General features: G+C 43.1%; 18 protein-coding genes. 11 read left to right on the top strand and 7 right to left on the bottom strand.

Going from position 1 to position 17618, the window contains the following annotated elements; translation table 11 throughout:
* From LRQ06_RS16815 to amrS, 3 genes are all read right to left on the bottom strand, one after another.
* Nucleotides 1-1230: a sensor histidine kinase gene (locus tag LRQ06_RS16815; RefSeq protein ID WP_232768199.1), complete on the bottom strand. Its 1230-nt coding sequence runs from the start codon at nucleotides 1228-1230 to the stop codon at nucleotides 1-3.
* 246 nt (nucleotides 1231-1476) lie between these two features.
* Nucleotides 1477-2034, bottom strand: coding sequence for a nitrogen fixation protein NifQ (locus tag LRQ06_RS16820; protein WP_232768200.1), 558 nt, complete (start codon nucleotides 2032-2034; stop codon nucleotides 1477-1479).
* A 122-nt stretch (nucleotides 2035-2156) separates the two neighbouring features.
* Nucleotides 2157-3185 carry an AmmeMemoRadiSam system radical SAM enzyme gene (amrS, locus tag LRQ06_RS16825; RefSeq protein WP_232768201.1) on the bottom strand — a complete coding sequence of 343 codons (1029 nt, stop codon included), beginning with the start codon at nucleotides 3183-3185 and terminating at the stop codon, nucleotides 2157-2159.
* A 61-nt stretch (nucleotides 3186-3246) separates the two neighbouring features.
* Between amrS and amrB the strand changes: the two genes are divergently transcribed.
* Nucleotides 3247-4035 (top strand): AmmeMemoRadiSam system protein B, encoded by a 789-nt coding sequence (amrB, locus tag LRQ06_RS16830; RefSeq protein WP_232768202.1) that lies wholly within the window; start codon nucleotides 3247-3249, stop codon nucleotides 4033-4035.
* Nucleotides 4007-4594 (top strand): AmmeMemoRadiSam system protein A, encoded by a 588-nt coding sequence (gene amrA, locus LRQ06_RS16835; RefSeq protein ID WP_232768203.1) that lies wholly within the window; start codon nucleotides 4007-4009, stop codon nucleotides 4592-4594. The genes amrB and amrA overlap by 29 nt, the downstream gene beginning before the upstream one ends.
* Here amrA and LRQ06_RS16840 read toward each other — a convergent pair.
* The 4 genes from LRQ06_RS16840 to nifL all read right to left on the bottom strand — a co-directional run bounded on the left by LRQ06_RS16840 (nucleotide 4591) and on the right by nifL (nucleotide 9572).
* Nucleotides 4591-4857: a 4Fe-4S dicluster domain-containing protein gene (locus LRQ06_RS16840; RefSeq protein WP_232768204.1), complete on the bottom strand. Its 267-nt coding sequence runs from the start codon at nucleotides 4855-4857 to the stop codon at nucleotides 4591-4593. The two genes, amrA and LRQ06_RS16840, sit on opposite strands and share 4 nt — an antisense overlap.
* The gene (gene nifB / locus LRQ06_RS16845) at nucleotides 4835-6250 is read right to left on the bottom strand and encodes a nitrogenase cofactor biosynthesis protein NifB (protein WP_232768205.1); all 1416 of its coding nucleotides are present in this window, start codon (nucleotides 6248-6250) and stop codon (nucleotides 4835-4837) included. The genes LRQ06_RS16840 and nifB overlap by 23 nt, the downstream gene beginning before the upstream one ends.
* Nucleotides 6251-6359: 109 nt before the next feature.
* Complete coding sequence (nifA, locus tag LRQ06_RS16850) at nucleotides 6360-7988, bottom strand: nif-specific transcriptional activator NifA (protein ID WP_232768206.1); 1629 nt, start codon at nucleotides 7986-7988, stop codon at nucleotides 6360-6362.
* Between the two features lie 6 nt (nucleotides 7989-7994).
* The gene (gene nifL / locus LRQ06_RS16855; RefSeq protein ID WP_232768207.1) at nucleotides 7995-9572 is read right to left on the bottom strand and encodes a nitrogen fixation negative regulator NifL; all 1578 of its coding nucleotides are present in this window, start codon (nucleotides 9570-9572) and stop codon (nucleotides 7995-7997) included.
* 249 nt (nucleotides 9573-9821) lie between these two features.
* On the opposite strand from nifL, the gene rsxA reads away from it, so the two are divergent.
* The 9 genes from rsxA to LRQ06_RS21140 all read left to right on the top strand — a co-directional run bounded on the left by rsxA (nucleotide 9822) and on the right by LRQ06_RS21140 (nucleotide 17570).
* The gene (gene rsxA / locus LRQ06_RS16860) at nucleotides 9822-10397 is read left to right on the top strand and encodes an electron transport complex subunit RsxA (RefSeq protein WP_232768208.1); all 576 of its coding nucleotides are present in this window, start codon (nucleotides 9822-9824) and stop codon (nucleotides 10395-10397) included.
* Between the two features lie 10 nt (nucleotides 10398-10407).
* Nucleotides 10408-10941, top strand: a complete 534-nt coding sequence (locus LRQ06_RS16865) for an RnfABCDGE type electron transport complex subunit B (RefSeq protein WP_232768209.1) — start codon at nucleotides 10408-10410, stop codon at nucleotides 10939-10941.
* Nucleotides 10942-10959: 18 nt separating this feature from the next.
* The gene (rsxC, locus tag LRQ06_RS16870; protein ID WP_232768210.1) at nucleotides 10960-12654 is read left to right on the top strand and encodes an electron transport complex subunit RsxC; all 1695 of its coding nucleotides are present in this window, start codon (nucleotides 10960-10962) and stop codon (nucleotides 12652-12654) included.
* Entirely contained in the window at nucleotides 12647-13642 is a 996-nt protein-coding gene (locus tag LRQ06_RS16875) for an RnfABCDGE type electron transport complex subunit D (RefSeq protein ID WP_232768211.1), read from the top strand. The genes rsxC and LRQ06_RS16875 overlap by 8 nt, the downstream gene beginning before the upstream one ends.
* 3 nt (nucleotides 13643-13645) lie before the next feature.
* Nucleotides 13646-14254: an RnfABCDGE type electron transport complex subunit G gene (locus LRQ06_RS16880; protein WP_232768212.1), complete on the top strand. Its 609-nt coding sequence runs from the start codon at nucleotides 13646-13648 to the stop codon at nucleotides 14252-14254.
* Nucleotides 14247-14942, top strand: a complete 696-nt coding sequence (locus LRQ06_RS16885; RefSeq protein WP_232768213.1) for an electron transport complex subunit E — start codon at nucleotides 14247-14249, stop codon at nucleotides 14940-14942. Before LRQ06_RS16880 ends, LRQ06_RS16885 begins: the two co-directional genes overlap by 8 nt.
* A complete protein-coding gene (locus tag LRQ06_RS16890; protein ID WP_232768214.1) occupies nucleotides 14939-15196 on the top strand; it encodes an RnfH family protein in 258 nt (85 codons plus the stop codon). Before LRQ06_RS16885 ends, LRQ06_RS16890 begins: the two co-directional genes overlap by 4 nt.
* Before the next feature lie 133 nt (nucleotides 15197-15329).
* Nucleotides 15330-15863, top strand: a complete 534-nt coding sequence (locus LRQ06_RS16895) for a flavodoxin (RefSeq protein WP_232768215.1) — start codon at nucleotides 15330-15332, stop codon at nucleotides 15861-15863.
* A 195-nt stretch (nucleotides 15864-16058) separates the two neighbouring features.
* Entirely contained in the window at nucleotides 16059-17570 is a 1512-nt protein-coding gene (locus LRQ06_RS21140; protein ID WP_232768216.1) for an EAL domain-containing protein, read from the top strand.
* Nucleotides 17571-17618: the final 48 nt, after the last annotated feature.

Raw genomic sequence — 17618 nt, forward strand, 5'->3', positions numbered from 1 at the left:
TTATGGTTTTTCTATTGGGAATGTAAGTTTTATTGTTGTTCCCATTCCTGGTTTATACGGGCTGGTGATCTCCAGACTGGAGCGTTCGCCAAATAAAAGTTGCAGCCGATTCATGATATTATTGATACCGATACCGCCTTTCTGACGGTTCTGATGGCCGGATAATATGTTGTTAATGGTTTCCGGTGGAATTCCATCACCATTGTCTTTTAATTCAATGATCACATTTTCGCCATCATCGGTAGCCTGAATAGAAAGCAGACTTTTTGTTTCTCTTGGTTCTACAACGTAGTTAAAAAAGTTCTCCACCAGTGGCTGCAAAACAAGAAACGGACATTCGATATTGAGGTACTTTTCCGGGATCTCACATGAATAGTCAAAGCGGTCATTCATTCTGACTTTCTGGATAGACATATAACTCTTCACATAGTTGATTTCTCTGCTTAATGTAATGACCCCATTATTACTTTTGCGTAGCAGATAGCGCATCATGTCGGAGAAGTCATGAACCATGGTTTCGGTTCTTTGTGCTTCTTCGAGATAAGCCAGCCGTCCGATAGTGTTAAGAACATTAAAAAGAAAATGCGGATTTATCTGGTAAGATAATGCCTTGAATTCGGCTTCATGGAGTGAGCGTTCCATCGCCATACTTTTTCTGAGTTCAGCGGTTAGTTCAATTTCTTTTTCGTGTAATTCACGTTGGATGTTATTCGCATGAGCCTGTTCCAACAGATAGGAAGAGACGTTTAATAGTGTGTAGGCTATTGAGGAAAAGCGTTCGTATGGCATTCTCTGGCAGTCTTTGAAACTGTTGACCAGTGCTGGGTTCTCTTCCCAGACCTGATGGTTATCCAGAATGTAGGCAATGCTGCTTTCTTTTTCTTGTTCTACTTTCACCTGACCGGAGATAAAAGCACCAAGGTAGCGTCCGTTCACCATGATGGGAACCGCACATTCGATAAACCCACAATAGCAACGGTAAACGACCGGTTTACTGAATTTCATGGCTTCCCTTCCGCCGGCATTGTCGCTTTCGTAACAATATTTGGCAATATCCGGGTTTTTTCTGGCTTCGGCACACATGCTGCAAAAGCCACTGGGCCTTGTCACCGGAACGCCATTTTCGTCGACGACAACCAACGCGACCATCATTGATTTGCTGAAGTTATCCTGTAGTGTCTGAAGTCTTGTTACATCTAAATATTCATGCAGTTTATAATCAGAACTCATTACAGGTACCTTCAAAAAAACAATGTATCATTTAATATATATAATGTTGCATAATGAGACATTGAGAGTGTTCACAGTAAGGGAAATCATCATGAGATTTTATGAAATGAATACGGAACTCAAAGACAGTGATAAGCTGTAGTTTATAGACTTTTTTGTTTTATTTTTAATTTAACTATTTGTTTTGTAAGTTAATATTTTACTTTTCTCTTATGTATTTATCCAGCGGTTGATTTTTATTTACTCTTATTCAAGAGTAAAACATTCATTGAAGCTGGTGCACGTTTCACAACTCGGAGCCCGGCATACATAGTCACCACCAGAAGCACATAACTGGCGATATAGAAATCGTTTCCAGCGCATATTCCGCTTGTTCATGGTGCTAAGTCCAGGATAAAAACAGTCAAATAACTGAGTTAGTAATGGCCGTTCCGGCATGCCTAAATCTTTCCATAAATGCTGCGTTCCCATACAGGCTGCACTTAAAACAGAAGACATGTTTTCTGAAAAGCGTTCATTATTATGCAGGTGGTGGTTCAAAAGATTGATCAGGTCCTGCTGTTCTGAGAGACGAAGACCAGCCAGATCGGAAATGACCTGACGTTTCTCTGTATTATGTTGGAAGTGTTCAGGAACGGTGATGTTAAAATGAGTGCAAATTTGGGCAAATGTTTTGGGGTCCAGACCCATATAGGGGGGGAGAAAGTTTTTACCGGCAAGATAAGCGTCAAGAATCGCTATCCAGAATGTTCCGGAATGGGGTTGATGATCGAAGGAGTCAGTACCTGAGGGAAATGTATTCATAAGTAACCGCCGTATTATGTCAGATTGTCTGTTGGGCTTTCGGATCGATGAATGTTTAAAGCTGTATCAAAAAACATACCAGTCAGGCTATCGATCTTAAGATTCGGGGTTTCTGAAGGAATTCAGAATCGTCCGGGAATTGGGGAATGGCAATGCATGCATTCTCCCTGAGGGGTAATGTGATTATGCCTGAGCTGGTAACGATGACGGTGCAAAACAATGTTATGGCAATGAGGGCAATAGGTACTTTCGGAATTTTCATTCAGAATGTTGCCAGTGTAGACGTAGTTCAGTCCGGTCTTTAATGCGATGTCTCTGGCCTGTAACAAGGTGTCAAGCGGGGTTCTGTCTATGTTGGTCAACTTAAAATCCGGATGGAAGCCACTGAAATGAAGAGGAACGTTATCTCCAAGGTTGTCAGAAATCCAACGGGATAATTGCTCGATTTCCCGGGGATTGTCATTCCAGCCGGGGATAAGGAGAGTCGTGATTTCAAGCCATACATCGGTTTCCTGTTTTAGATAGAGCAGGGTATCCAGAACCGGAGCCAAAGAGCCAGAGCACAGTTTTCGGTAAAAATGATCAGAGATAGATTTGAGATCAATGTTGGCGGCATCAATGTGAGCATAGAATTCCTCACGAGGTGTTTCGCACATGTAGCCTGCACTAACTGCGATCGTTTTCAGCCCCAGATTATGGCATTCGATCGCGGTATCACGGGCATATTCCCAGAAAATAACCGGATCATTGTAGGTAAAAGCGACACTTTTGCACTGATGGGCAACCGCCATACCGGCTACGTCTTCCGGGCTGGCCTGAGCACTTAATATTGAATGGTCACGGGATTTGCTGATGTGCCAGTTCTGACAGTATTTGCAACCCAGATTACAGCCGGCTGTTCCGAAAGAGTAGACACGGGTTCCCGGATAAAAGTGGTTTAGTGGTTTTTTCTCAACCGGATCGATGGCAAATCCGGTTGCATACCCGTAACTGGTGAGGACAATTTCACCTTCAAAAGCTTCACGAATAAAACATGCGCCTTTTTTCCCATCCCTCAGAGAGCAATGCCGTGGACAAACATCACAGACAACTCTTCCATCATCAAGCAGGTGCCAATGCTTTGTTTTATATTTTTTTATTTCTGATTCCACAATACATCTCTTTGTCGGTTCTATACTTAATCATAGTGCGAAAATGGGAAAAGACCGAGCTATGACGATTCGTTCACCTGCAGTAGCAGGGCAGTTTTACAATAATAACCCTACGATACTCAGGGCCCAGATTGAGTATTGGTTATCTGAAGATGTATTGGATGAATGCCGGGCAATACGTGCGGTTATTGTTCCTCATGCAGGGTATATTTATTCAGGGCAGACAGCAGCCAGAGCTTATGCATTAGTCAGACAGCAGAAAGATAAAATTAAGAAAGTATTATTGGTCGGGCCTTCTCACCGGGTTTATTTCAAAGGGTGTGCGGTGCCGGCGTGTGACCAGTTTTGTTCTCCTCTGGGAAATCTCGACATTGCTCAGGATACCCTGAAGTTGCTTAAGGAGAATACGTTGGTGACGTTTTCAGATTCGTTACATCAGCAGGAGCACAGTCTGGAAGTTCAGCTTCCTTTTTTGCAGGTGTGCCTTAATCCGGAAATCCGGTTAATGCCACTTTTGGTCTGTGATATTTCGGCAAGTGAGCTGGCAACGATAATCGATGCCTTGTGGGATGAGGAGACATTACTGGTTATCAGTAGTGATCTCAGCCATTTTCATACCTACACCGAGGCCAACAGAATTGATCGTCACACCTGTCATAAAATCGCGCATTTTCAGGCAGAGATAACCCCTCAGGAAGCATGTGGTTGCACCGGTATTAATGCCTTGTTATTGCTTGCGAAAAAGAATGGTTACCAGTTAGAACAATTACAACATAATAATTCCGGGGATACTTCCGGTGATTTATCCAGGGTGGTGGGTTATGTCAGTTACATTACAACAGAACTATAGCCAACAGGATATGCATCAGTTGGTTAATATTGCCAGGCAGGCAATTCATGATTATTTCGGGGGATATGTCCGTCCACCGGAAACCAGTTCACTAAAAGAAGATTTCACCCGTAATGGTGCCTGTTTTGTTACCCTTGAAGTTAACCATCAGCTACAGGGTTGTTTAGGGAGCATTGCTGCGCATCAGCCTTTAGCTGAAGACGTTTATAATAAGGCCCGTTCTGCTGCCTGTCAGGACCCTCGGTTTCCCCCTTTGCGAAAATCGCAATTAAAAGATTTGTCGGTTGAGGTTTCTGTACTCTCGCCATTACATAGGTTAGATATCGAGACGGAAGCTGCGCTGGAACGGTATCTGAGTGAGAACCGGGTCGGGGTGATTCTGAGCGATTCGTCTCACCGGGCGGTTTTTTTACCTCAGGTATGGGATCAGCTTCCTGACACAAAAGAGTTCCTGCGCCATCTAAAACAGAAAGGAGGCTGGCCAGAAGGATACTGGTCAGCGTCTGTTCAGGTGGATGTGTTTTCCGTGACCTGTGCGAAAGAGCCTTTTGAGGTTTAATCGGAAAAACGAAGTTCTGCGCTGATTCCGGTCAGACTGCCAATTGGGTTTACCGGTCGGAAATGGTTATCGATAATCGCTTCTTCAACCGGACAGATGGTTGCACATTGAGGGGTCTCGAACTGTTCTGCACATCCTGTGCAGCGTTTTTCATGAATGTGAAACTGATTCATATCATCGGCGTCCTGATATACGGCCTGATTAGGGCAGGCCAGTAAGCAGGCATGACAGCCAACGCATTTATCTGTTATGGCATACTTCATGGGGGCCTCCTGCTTGTGCGGCTTCCTGTGTTTTGGGCTGAGTTTTGATGTGTATTTGTTTTATGTGCTGCAATGCTTTGTTAATAGGTTGCATGGCATAGTCGACATTTGGAATGACTCCCAGCCGTTCTAAATCTCGCCATGGTGCAATACCGATGCGGGCACATAGCACCATGTCACAATCAGAGACCGAGCGAATAATTTGTTCTTTTTCGTCCAAAGCATCGTTACATTCGTTAGTTCCCTGACAGTACTGAGTAATAAACCGTTTCTCGGTAAAGTGGAATCTTTTTTCTTTTTCAGAATATTCATAAATTTCAAACCAGCGGGCATGGCCAAAATGAACCTGAATGATGTCTGAGTCTGAGTTATTAGCGATAGCAATCCGGTAGCGACTGGCATCCGGTGACGGTTGGGAGCTGTTATCCGGCTCAGTAGCGGAACAGCCGCCCAGTGTTCCGACTGCATCTGCGCGGCATTGCTGACAATGGGTCATTTGAGGCATGTTATTTCCAGAATCAGCCCGTGCTTTTTCCAGTTCGGCTTCAGAAGGTCCCCGTTGATGTGTCAGTCCAAAATAGGTTCCGTGAGCTGGATCGGATATCAGAGGCATAATGTTGTGAAGTAGTGCTCCGTGGGCCTTTACGGCTTTCGATACTTCCTGTATATGGTGATCATTGATTCCCGGAATCAAAACCGTATTCACTTTTACCAGCATTCCTGCATCGGCCGCTGATTTCAGACCGGCGAATTGACGGCCGATGAGTGTTTTAGCCGCTTCGATTCCTCTTAGCCTCTTGTGATCAAAATAAACCCAGGGGTATATTTGGGCACCGATTTCGGGATCCGTGCAGTTAATGGTAATGGTCAGATGATTGACTCCGGATTGAATCAGGTCGTTGACGTACGGCTCTAACATCAAACCATTTGTCGAGATACACAATTGAACTGAAGGATCCGCATTACGGATATCATTGAGTGTTTTAAATGTCGCCTGAGGATTTGCCAGGGCATCGCCAGGTCCCGCGATGCCGACAACACTTAGATTTGGTGCGCGTTTTTTCACCGCCATAAACTGTTTGAGGGCGATGTCCGGAGAGGCAACACGGGATACCACTCCGGGACGGGATTCGTTGCTGCAGTCGTATTTCCGGTTGCAGTAATTACACTGAATGTTACAGGCCGGAGCAACGGGTAAGTGCATACGGGCATACTGATGAGCATCTTTTGAATAACAGGGATGCCGGGCGATTTTGTCCTGTACCTGTTTAGAAAAAAAATGATGAATATTGGATGTCTCTTCCTGCTTTGATGATTGGTTCAGTGTGCTTTTTTCCATAAACACCTCGGTAACGTATCCATGTCGCAAAATAATTAACAGATCTTCCTGCAAGCCTTATACCTGAGTGTAACTATTTGTTTTATTTGTTTTTTATAAAAATAAAGAATGAGCACGTATCAACAATTGTTCAGAAACCGACAAAAGTGACCGTGCGCATTTGTTAGATTTGCTTCATTTCAATATTCATGATCTGGATTCGGTAAGCAATCTGACGGGGGGTCATATTCAGCAGACGGGCAGCTTTGGCTTTGACCCAGCCTGAACGTTCGAGGGCATCGATGACCATTTCCCGTTCGTCATTGAATTGTTTTTCTTTGCTGACGCTTGGAAGCTCACCTAGTGGTGCTCCTGATGATGGCGTAGCAGAAGAAAGAGAAGGAGCAACCGCATGTTGTTGGGTGTGAGAGACCGGGTGCACTTTGTCTGAGAATGATAATGGATCAACCTGATTAAAAATAATCAGCTCGTCACCAATCTCGCCGGACTCACATAATACGGAAGCTCTCTCAAGTGTATTTTCCAGCTCCCGGACGTTTCCCGGCCAGAGATACCCCATCATTGAACGTATAGCGCTGTCTGTAATGGTTAACTTTCTCTGTTGAGCTTTACCGATTTTTTGCAGCATGAATTCAGTGAGTTCGGGAATGTCCTGAATCCTTTCCCTTAATGCTGGGAGGTGCATTGGCATGACGTTTAACCGGTAGTAGAGATCTTCCCGAAAATGTCCGTTGGCGACTTCTTCCTCCAGATTCCGGTTTGTTGCTGCAACAATCCTTACGTCAACAGAAATGGTGGACGATCCACCGACCCGCTCAAATTCTTTTTCCTGCAGGACACGCAGTAGCTTTGCCTGAAATGCCGGGCTGGTTTCACCTATTTCATCAAGAAATATGGTACCGTTGTTGGCCATTTCAAAGCGGCCTTTACGTTGTTTTACTGCTCCCGTAAAGGCGCCTTTTTCATGCCCGAACAGTTCTGACTCCAGTAAATTATCAGGAAGCGCTGCACAGTTTAATTTAACAAATGGATTTGCCGCTCTTGGTGAATTGTAATGGATGGCGTTGGCAACCAGTTCTTTACCGGTGCCGGATTCACCCCGGACTAACACGGTTGAGTCCCAACGCGATACCAGCCGGATTTGCTCGAAAATCTGTCGCATGGATTTCGTGTGACCCACCAGATTTTTGAAGCTATAGTTGTTGCGGACTTTACGGCGCAATCCATCCCGCTCATCAACCAGTTGCTTCTGTTTGGTTTCAATCTGGTGCGCCAACTGGATATTTTGTGCGATCAGGTTAGCGATCATATCCAGAAACCGGGTTAACTGGGTGATGGATGAGTCATCCAGATTGGGTGGCTGAGCAGACAACGCTCCGATGACTTTGGATGTGGTGTCTTTCAGCGGAACACAAATAAAAGGTTTATCGTAGTCGTACAGCGCAAGTTTATCGGCGAAGCGCATATCTTTACCAAGATTGCGAATGACCATTGAGCTACCCTGACGGAGGACTTCTCCTACGATTCCTTCTCCCATTTTGTAATGAATCTGTTTTTGTTCAATATTAATATTCGGCTCAGGTGAATGAACCGATTTGACTAATAAAATGTCTCGTGTCTGATCTAAAATGCTTAACATTCCGCATCTTAACTGACATTCTTCATGCAGTATTTTTAAAACATTATCTGTGGTATCGCAGTAGTCTAAGCTACTGTTAAGAACGCAACTGATGTTGTACATGGCAGCAAGAAGTTCACGCTCTAAATCGATTGATGAATAAGCGACTGTCATAATTGTTTACCATTCGTTCATTGGAAATGAGATAAGAACTCTTGCTCCTTTGAGCTGATAACTACGGGCTACTTCGATAGTAGCGGCGTGTTCATTCAATACCTGCTGAACGATAGAGAGTCCGATTCCGCGACAACCGGATTTATGCTTCGGTTTGGTACTGAAAAAAGGCTGGAATATTTTTAACTGAATAGATTCATCGACACCCTGTCCGGTATCTTCAACTACAAGGTGAACATAATGTTCGTCAGCATAAGTTGAGACCTGTATGGTTCTGTCTTTTGCTTTCGATGCCTGAATGGAATCAATGGCGTTATCGAGAAGTTGTTTTAAAGCTAAAACCAACCTGTGTGGCATACCGTTTAATACCGGAAGCTGTGCATCAAGACTTAAATTTAAGTCAATGGAAGAGAGCAGAAGTTCATCCGTACTGATGGATGTAGCATCTTTAACAACGAGGTTAAGGTTTACAGGCTGGAAGGCTTCGGATGTTCTTTCCGGGACGGCCTGTTTGATGTCATCCATTGCCTGAACTGCCGTGTTCATCGCTTCATCCATAGCAAGCAATCCCGGGCAGGTTGCATTAGTGCGCTTCAGAATATTTATAGCAGACTCAATCATATTAAATGGGCCCTGAAGCTGATGAAGTGTTGCCATTAAGGCTTCTTGCATAGCGTGAACATATTTGTTGTCGTGAGTCATCAGCTTAACAGCATTGATTCTTCTTTCTTCTACGAGCAGTTTTTCTCTTGTCCGTTCATTAATTGCAACCACAATGTAATATCCCTGCTCGCGGTTGAAATAGGTTTCTGCTGTTGTGTCGGATACCGGAATTCTGACCAGTACGAAATCAAACCAACGTTCACGCATTGGTCCTTTACTCTCGATATGGATGCCTTTGTATTTTTGAGTTTTATTTCCCATGAACTCTTCGAGTGTGTCGTAGCCGTAATCCATTTGAATGGTATCTAAAAGAAGCTGAACAGGAGACTCATCCAAACTGAGGTTCATTCTTTCAAAACGGTCATTTTTAAAGATGGCGTTGTGAGATTGATCGACCAACGCAATGGCGAGTGGGGCGGCATTCAAAACCGCCTGAAACATGATCGATTGATTTTGTTGATGGGTCTGTAAATGATGTTTTTCGGTAATATCTTTATGGATGGCGTAGTAGCGGGTCTGCCCTTTGTCGTCATCTACTTTTGATATCGACATATCGGCAATGTATGGTTCTCCACACTTTTTCCGGTTTATTAGCTGTCCCTGCCAGTGTTGTCCTGAGGTGATGGCAGACCATAGGTTTTCGTATACCGTTCTTGGTGTGGCTTTGTACGACAGCATTGAAGAATGCTGACCAATTAACTCGTTGACTGTATATCCGGTGATCCGGCAGAACGTATCATTTACAAAGAGAATATTTCCCGATTCATCGGTAATGCTAATTGCAAATGGTGCGTTGGAAACAATTTGTTCAAAGACTTCCCCACCAAAAGAAGAAGGGGTGGATGTGTTTGGCATAATTGCATCAAGTTGTCCCATGTTAGCTTTCCCTAGCAAGTTTCTTGGGTAAATACTGCTATGCATTTCTCATTCCATAATATGCATTCAGATTTTCAGGCGATATTCATTGAGTTTTGTTTGATTCAGGACAAATAAATCCGACAATTTGGGTTTTGTTCACTATGTGACAAGAGAAAAACGAGGAGAAAACCATTGATAAACGATGTTCTGATAATGGCATTAGGCGGTTAACGTCACTTTCTGGTGCAGAGTTGCACACTGGCATACCTCATGCATTTAGACCTGAAAAGGCACATTTTAGGGATGAAGTGTATGACAGACGGAATGATTATTTTGCTAAGTGCGGCGTTTGTGAATAACGTGGTTCTGGCAAAGTTTCTTGGGTTATGCCCATTTATGGGGGTATCAGGGAAAATTAGCAGCGCTGTTGGTATGGGGATCGCTACGACATTCGTACTGACTTTGGCTGCCGCTACCACATGGATAATTGAGTATTTTATTTTACAACCTCTCGGACTGGAGTTTATGAGGATAATCACCTTCATTCTGGTGATTGCTGCCGTTGTTCAGTTTACAGAATTGTATGTAAAAAAATCGTTTCCTTCTCTTTATCAGGCATTAGGTGTCTATCTGCCATTGATAACCACCAATTGCGCGGTTCTTGGGGTGGCTCTTTTAGCCGTTCAGCAAAAGCTATCTTTTTTATCCACCATTATGTTTAGTGTCGGCTCTGCATTCGGATTTATGGTTGTGATTACCTTATTCGCCGGATTGCGTAGTCAACTTTCACTCAGTAATGTTCCGGCTGCATTTAAAGGAACTCCAATCGCTTTTATTACCGCGGGCATTCTATCCATGGCCTTTATGGGCTTTTCCGGAATGGCATAAGGAGGCTGCAATGATTCTGGCATCAGTAATCTTTTTTATTGTAATGGGCTCAGTTCTGGGGGCTGCACTTGGATTCGCAGCGATATTCTTCAGGGTTGAAAGTAATCCGCTTGTTGACCAGATTGAAGGGCTTTTACCTGGCGGGCAGTGCGGGCAGTGTGGTGAGGCAGGCTGCCGTCAGGCTGCTGAAAAAATGGTATCAGGAGAATTAAGCCCGGATTGTTGTCCTCCAGGAGGTTCGTCACTGGCGATGAACGTTGCAGATTTACTCGGTGTGTCAATTGAAATGAGCGAAGAAGACAAACAATACGTTGCTTTTATTGATGAGTCTGTGTGTACCGGGTGTGGCCGTTGTGCAAAAGCCTGTCCGTTTGATGCCATTGTCGGTGCGCCTAAACAGATGCATACCGTTATTAAAGACATATGTACCGGTTGTCAGTTATGCAGTGCCACCTGTTCTCAGGACGGTTTGACGATGAAAGAAGTTAAACCGGATTCGTCTACCTGGTATTGGCCTAAGCCAAAACAAACGGCAGTCGTGTAGTTATCAGGAGTCAATATTATGATTTTATTTCAATTGCACCGGCCGTTTTCCGGGGGAGTTCACCCTGAATCTTTTAAGTCCCTTACCAGCAATAAACACATAGATAAAGGGTTCTGGCCCAGGAACATTTATCTTTCTCTTCAACTCAGAAATGGTGCGAAGCTGACTCCGCTGGTTTCTGTCGGTGACAAAGTGGTCAGAGGCCAGTTGGTTGCGGTCAGCCGTTCAGAGCGAGTTGCTCCGGTTCACAGTTCTGTTAATGGCATCGTTACGGCGATTACCGAGCATATTACTTCCCACCCAGCAAAAGTAAGGAGTGAAACCATCGTTATTCGGGCTAACGATGATCGTTCCTGGGGGGAAGTCACCCCGGTTTCAAATATGGCCAGTCTTGATGCTGAAGCTATTATTGAAAGAGTCAGAGAAGCCGGAATTGTCGGACTGGGGGGTGCCGGTTTTCCCACCGGTCTGAAATTAAAGTCGGCCAGAAAAAATCAGGTTGAAACGGTCATTTTGAATGGCGGGGAATGTGAACCCTATCTAACCAGTGACGATCTGACGATGCAGGAGTACGCCTCGGAAATTATTGTCGGTGCCCGGTTAATTTTACAGGCTTCCGGAGCAAAACGGGTGTTGATTGGAATTGAAGATAATAAACCCTTGGCATTTGAAGAAATGTTTTATGCGGCAACAGAAGATCCGAATATCCATGTCCGGAAAGTCCCGAGTATTTATCCGATGGGGTCAGCAAAACAACTGATCAAAACATTAACCGGGAAGGAGGTGCCAAAAGGTGGCAGTTCGAATCAGATCGGTGTGCTGGTGAATAATATTGCTACGGCCCGTTCTGTGTATCAGGCAGTCCGGTTCCGTCGTCCTCTGGTTACCCGGGTGGTAACCGTTTCAGGGAAAGGGATTAGTGAACCTCGCAATGTTGAAGTCCCGGTTGGTACACCTGTTAATGAATTGATTTCATACTGTGGTGGCTTTTCTCCGGATACGGAGAGGCTGATATTCGGTGGACCGATGATGGGACAGGTGATTTCTTCGCCTCAGGTTCCGATTGATAAAACCGTTGGTGGCATACTGGCTCTGACTGAGGAGGAAGTAGTAGACAGGAACAAACATCAGGAATGTATCCGGTGTGGTCAGTGTGTCAGAGCATGTCCTATGGGCCTGATGCCCTTTCAGCTAGCGGCTCACACCCGGGTTTCAAATCTGGCGCTTGCTGAAGAAATGGGGGTTCTGAGTTGTTTGTCATGTGGCGCCTGTAGTTACGTTTGTCCATCGCACATTCCTCTGGTTCAGTATTTTATGCATGCCAAAGGAGCAATATGGTCCAAAAAACAACAGGAGAAAAAATCAGTCCGGGCGAAAGCACTGACAGAAGCAAAAAAAGTGCGTCTGGAGAAAGAGCAGGCTGAAAAACTGGCAGCCAAAGCGAAAAAATCGGCTCGTCCGGCCCGACCTGGAAGGCCCGGGCGTAATAAGGTTGCTGAAGATGCTTCCCCCGAGGTTACATCTTCTCTGCGTCCGGCAAGACCTTCCCGTCCTGCCCGGAGACCTGTTGGTGCGATGTCAGATAAAGAAGTGCCGGTTAAATCTGAAACCAGTGTCTCTTTGGATAATCCGGTCAGACCTACCCGGCCACCAAGAAAACCCAGAAACACAGTTGTGAAAATTGTCACCGGTACGGAGGCCGAAAATGATTAATTATGAATCCGCAGTAGGGCCGTTTGCTCATAATCAGAATAGCAGTGTCCGGATAATGTATACCGTGATAGTCACTCTGATTCCGGCCGTGTTGTTCGGTATTTACCAGTTCGGTCTGGGTTGTCTGACCGTGATTGTGTCTTGTGTTATTGCGGCGATAATAACAGAGTGGATGTGTCTGGCCGTGATGAGAAAAAGCCTTAAAGCTTGTATGGATGGTTCGTCGGCGTTGACTGGTTTGTTACTGGCAATGAGCCTGCCTTCTACTATGCCTGTCTGGATGTGCATTTTTGGCAGTGCCTTTGCCGTCCTTGTCGGAAAACAAATCTATGGTGGATTGGGACAGAATTTATTTAATCCGGCGATGCTGGCCAGAGTGATGTTAATTGTCTGTTTCCCGGTAGAGATGACCCGGTGGGCGACACCGACACCAATTGATTTTAGCCATAATCTGGTAAACGTGGCTTCCGGCTGGCTTCATTTTGATGGCATGACGTCAGCAACAGCGTTAAGTTCAGAAAGAACTGATCCCATTTTATTTGCCAATATTTTCTGGGGGCATCAGGCTGGCAGTTTAGGAGAAACCAGCAGTATTTTGATTCTTATAGGTGGCTTATATCTTATTTACAGAGGAATCATTCACTGGGCTATCCCTCTTACCTTTTTTGGCGGTCTTCTTATTCCGGCGACTATTGCGCATCTCGTTCATCCTCAGACGACTTTACCGGTTTGGGTTCATTTGTTAAGTGGCGGAGCCATGATTGGGGCATTTTATATTGCTACGGATTTAGTTACGTCACCAACCAGCGTAAAAGGGCAAATGGTCTATGGTGCCGGATGTGGATTTCTGGTTTGGTTAATTCGATCGTTTGGCAGCTATCCGGAAGGGGTGGCGTTTGCCGTGTTAATCATGAATTCAGCCAGTCCGCTGATCGATCATTATCTGCGCCCAAGTGTCTTTGGCAGTCACTCAGTTCCGGAGAAATAAGTCATGATGACATATGTTGAGAAGTGGAAGGATAAAATCGGATATCAGACGGCATTACTGGCAGCCACATGTGGTTTAGCCGCCTTATTACTGGTGTCGACGGAAATCGTTACCCGACCGGTTATCGAATTACGTCTGGCTGAAGATCAGAACGCATTACTCGATCAGGTTCTCGGTGGGAAAGTTTACGCGAATGATGTCTTTAACGACGGTCATATTGTGTCTTTTAAAGGGCAAAAATATCATATTTATAATGTTAAAAATGAACAGGGGCAGGTGACTTATCATGTCATTAAAGGGGCGGAAGAAGGATACAGCGGTCTGATCACTTATCTTATTGGTGTTAATCTGGATGGCGTTATTCAGGGAGTCCGTATTATCAGCCATTCAGAAACGCCCGGGTTGGGTGACAAGATTGAGCTGGCGAAAAGTCCCTGGATTTTAAGTTTTAATCACCGTTCTCTGAAAAACACACCGGTGTGGGCCGTTAAAAAAGATGGTGGCGATTTTGACCAGTTTAGTGGCGCAACTATTACACCAAGGAGTGTGGTCCGGGGGATTCATAAGGCAATGTTAGCCCTGAAAAAAGATCAAGGAGAGAGCCATGACTGAAGAAAAAAAACATCGTTATTCCCCGATCATCAGAAATGGGTTATGGGACAATAATATTGTTCTGAAACAGTCGCTGGCTTTGTGCCCGTTACTTGCTGTGACAAGCAGTGCGACAAACGGATTAGGTCTTGGGCTGGCTACAACAGCAGTAATGATAATGGCAAACCTGATGAGTGCTCTTGCCAGTGGGATTATCAGTAAAGCCGTCCGTATTCCTGTTAATGTTATTATTATTGCCACATTAGTGACGCTTATTGATGCCATTCTGAATGCATGGCTTCATCCTCTTCATAAAGTGCTGGGTCTGTTTATTCCGCTTATTGTAACGAACTGCGCTATTCTCGGACGAGTTGAATCATTTGCCAGTAAAAATGCGATATTGCCGTCTGTTGTTGATGGCATTTTTATGGGGATCGGCTTTACATGGGTGCTGACGGTATTGGGGGGTATTCGTGAAATTTTAGGTAGTGGTACCCTATTTTCAAACGCAAGTTTGTTACTCGGGCATTATTTTTCATTTCTTGAAGTCACGGTGATACCGGATTACCGGGGTTTGCTCCTGATTATTTTACCACCGGGAGGATTTTTAATTATTGGGGCGGTTTTAGCGATTAAACAGAAAGCAGAAGTAATGATAAAACAGTCTGCAGAGACAGTATCAATAACGGTAGAAGGAGAGCAGTCATGAAAGTAAGTGTTGTTTATGCTTTACCGTCTGAGCAAGTCTGGGTTCCGGTTGACGTTGAAGAAGAGGCCACTTTGCTGTCTGCCATTCATAAATCAGATATTTTGAATGTATTTCCCGATATTGAACTGGATAAACAGAAAGTCGGGGTTTTCGGGAAAGTGAAACCACTGGACAGTCAGTTGAGTGCCGGGGATCGTGTTGAAATTTACCGTCCGACGACATGGGTTCCCGATGACGACGAAGACGATGATTGATTTGTAAGCTTTGTGACAAAATGTTGGTATTATCGGACATAAAATATAAGAAGCATTAAATATCAATATGTTACATAAGGCACAGAGATTGCTTCATAGATAGTGAACAATGAATTTCAAGGAGTGAAGGATTATGGCAAAGGTTGGTATTTTTTTTGGTACGGATACAGGCAGTACCCGTAAAATTGCAAAAATGATCGCAAAGTCATTAGGTGACATCGCCGATAAGCCGAAAAATATAAATCGCAGTGAAGCATCGGATTTGGAAGCCTATGAATACCTGATTCTCGGAACACCCACGCTGGGGGAAGGAAAGCTGCCGGGATTATCGGTGGATTGTCAGGAAGCGAGTTGGGAAGAATTTTTACCTAATTTCGATGGTTTGGATCTGTCCGGAAAAAAAGTAGCATTGTTTGGTTTAGGGGATCAGGTGAATTATCCGGATGAATTTGTTGATGGTTTAGGTGAGCTATACGATTATGTCGTTAACTGTGGCGCTGAAATTTATGGTTTCTGGCCTGTTGAAGGATATGATTTTAATGCTTCCAATGCGGTGGATGAAGGTGAGTTTGTTGGACTGGTAATTGACAAAGATAATCAATCCACAATGACAGAACAACGAATTGCGGGATGGTTGGAACAAATTAAAGCTGAGATGGGATTGTAATATTACTATCCCACTGTAATCTTTATTAAAAAAGAATTAAATATGGAACCAGTGGCATTTGTCGCTGGTTTTTCTATGTAATAATTTCATCTATAAGTAAAACATTACTCATTACAAATTTTTGTCATAAATTTGGTTGTTGAAAAAAAGACGGTGTGTTAGCGTTTAGTCAGGTTTATTAAAGCGTACGGTCATGTGAACTTTCGTAAATTATTATTTATTGCTACTTTACAGGTATTGGGTGCCCTGATAATCGTTTTTTTTGCATTGTGCAATATAAGGACAGAACAAATTAAAGCGGCCTCTCATGTTAAGGAAGAGGTAACGTCAATAATTTATTTACTGAGTAGTTATTATAACAGCGAATTAACTCATGTCATTGATACTAAAAGCTGTCAGAAAAAACTAAGATCACTGAATGATTTTGTGATGTTAGTTCCTCCTCTAAAGAGTATTAATATCAGCAATCCAAAGTTTATTTTTTGCAGTACCTTTTTTCAGACAAGACAGGTGGAAACGCCAAGTTGGTTTCTGATAGAAAAAAATAAACAATTTATATTTTCCAATTACGCCCCAACTAATACAAGGCTGAGTCTTGGTGATAGAAAAGTCTTCCTATTACAATTTAAAACGAAAGATTCAGTGACCGCCGCTTTTTCTATTTACGCAGAAAATCTCTACAAATTACTGCATTTTACAGAAGATGATTATTTTGAATTATATTTAAAAGTCAGCAATGGTTTTTTCTCTTCTGCCGGTCCAAGTAATACTAAATTTATTCAGGATTTTATAGATGGTAGTGTCGATGGAGATGGTTTATTTAAAGTTTATTATAAAACATCTTTATCAAGGTTTATTACTTATACAATAAGAAATTATGATGGAATTATTATTCTCTGGATATTAACCTCTATACTTTCTTCTCATTACTTGTATATGGTATTATTTTTATTTGATAGAAAAGCGAGAAAAATTCGCAGTGGTTTAAAGCGTTCTCAGTTTTATCCATATCTTCAGCCTTTATTTGATAAAAATGGTCAGGTTTGTGCCGCTGAAGTGCTTGCCAGATGGATTGATGAAAAAGGAAATGTCATTTCTCCTGCAGAATTTATTCATGAAGCTGAAGTTAATGGATTGGTTAAAGATATTACTTCACAACTTGTTGATAAATGTATTCAATCTCTGAAAGAAGTAAGGATACCCCCCGAACGTCAGTTTATCATTGGTTTGAATGTTTGCCCTATTCAGTTTGAAGATAATCAATTATTTGATGATATCAACCGGTTGATATCAAAATTAAAGAGAAACAACATTCAGACTGCTATTGAAATTACTGAACGTCAGGAATTTGCAAGTGATGAACATTATATTGCTTCCATTGATAAGCTGAAAGAGATGGATGTAGTCATATCATTGGACGACTTTGGAACCGGTCATTGCTCTTTAAAATATTTACATCAGGTTAATGTAGATACCATTAAAATAGATAAGAGCTATATTAGCCTAATTGTTAGTGGAAATAATAATGATGTTCTCGAAAATATTATTGATTTGAGTGATCGATTAAATGTAAAATTAATTGCGGAAGGTATTGAAACAGAAACGCAATATAATTTTCTTTTGAAGAAAAATATTAATTGTTTTCAGGGGTTCTTATTAGGTAAGCCAATACCGATTAATGATTTTATTAAAAAATATTTATCGTAATTTCATATATTCAAGTGGTTTATAGTGCTTGAATATATGAGATGGGAG

Source organism: Vibrio salinus, from assembly GCF_021272385.1.
Lineage (GTDB): Bacteria > Pseudomonadota > Gammaproteobacteria > Enterobacterales > Vibrionaceae > Vibrio > Vibrio salinus.